This window comes from Halomonas ventosae, assembly GCF_004361885.1.
Lineage (GTDB): Bacteria > Pseudomonadota > Gammaproteobacteria > Pseudomonadales > Halomonadaceae > Halomonas > Halomonas ventosae_C.
Genome location: NZ_SNWH01000064.1, coordinates 1 through 1,037 on the forward strand (window position 1 = coordinate 1; position 1,037 = coordinate 1,037).

Here is a 1,037-nt window from a genome sequence, read left to right on the forward strand (position 1 = left end):
GCAAAGGCCTCCTCCGGCTCGCCCTGCACCTCGACGTGGATCAGCACCCAGGTCTCGCTGCCGTCATTGGCATAGACCTTGATCAGCTTGTCGGCATAGCGTCTGCCGCTGTTGGCATCCGCGGTGATCTGCTGCAGCTCCTTGTCGAGGAAGCTGTAGCCCTGCGACCAGTCCACCTGCTCATGGATCGCCGGGAACAGCAGTCCCAGGAACTCCTGAAAGTAACCTTCCAGCGCCATTTTCCACGGGCTGTCGTGGTCGGCCGGTCGGGAGGTCTCCGGTTCGCTCATGCGCACTCCTGTCTCGGTCCCTGAAGTTTACCACGGCCCTGCCGGCCCAGCGGCTTTCTTCCTCACCCTATGCCCCTGCCCTGTAAAGAAAAAAATAGCGTCCACCGAGCAAGCCCACCCCAAGCTGCCGGTCAGGGCAAGCGTGAGGCAGGGAGAGTGAGGAAACGTCCCTCAGCCGCTCGCGGTAGGTCGCGGCCAGTTTCTTGACCGCCGCCACCTCCGCCGGCAGCTGATCCGCGCCGGCCCGGTAGCGCTGCACCAGCAAGGGGCCGGTGAACAGCACCGTTCAGCGGCGCAGCACCTCGTCATCGCTCCAAGCCGCGGCACGCTCGGCATCCACCCGCACCACCAGGTGGTAGTGATTGCTCATCACCGCGTAGGCCGCCACGTCGATGGCGAACACGCCGGCCAGCTGGTGCAGGCGATCACTGATCCAGCCGCGGCGATGTTCGTAGCTCTGGCCGCTCACCGCATCGGTGCCGCACAGGGAGGCACGGCGCACGCAGCGGTTGACCAGGTGGTACCAGGGCGTGGTGTCGAGCGACACCAGGGCAGAACGAGGCAAGGTCATGACGGGAGCCCTCGGCGAGTGGCGTTGCTTTCAGATTAGCCGGTGCCGATGAGCCGTCAAGTAAGTGGGTGTCCCATAGTTTGTGTCCCATAGTTTATAGCTCCGGTGTGGAAGATCAGTGCCTGTCTTCGGCACGCAGGGCTTCCACATCGGCAGTCGTCAAACCCGTGGCTTCG

Annotated in this window: 1 protein-coding gene and 1 pseudogene; both read right to left on the reverse strand. The window is 63.9% G+C overall.

Annotated features, from left to right (window positions below):
* Window positions 1–290: pseudogene (locus DFO68_RS15415) on the reverse strand (hypothetical protein); the annotation flags it as partial.
* Window positions 291–576: 286 nt separating this feature from the next.
* Window positions 577–861, reverse strand: a complete 285-nt coding sequence (locus DFO68_RS15420; protein ID WP_208107462.1) for a transposase — start codon at window positions 859–861, stop codon at window positions 577–579.
* Window positions 862–1,037 lie beyond the last annotated feature (176 nt).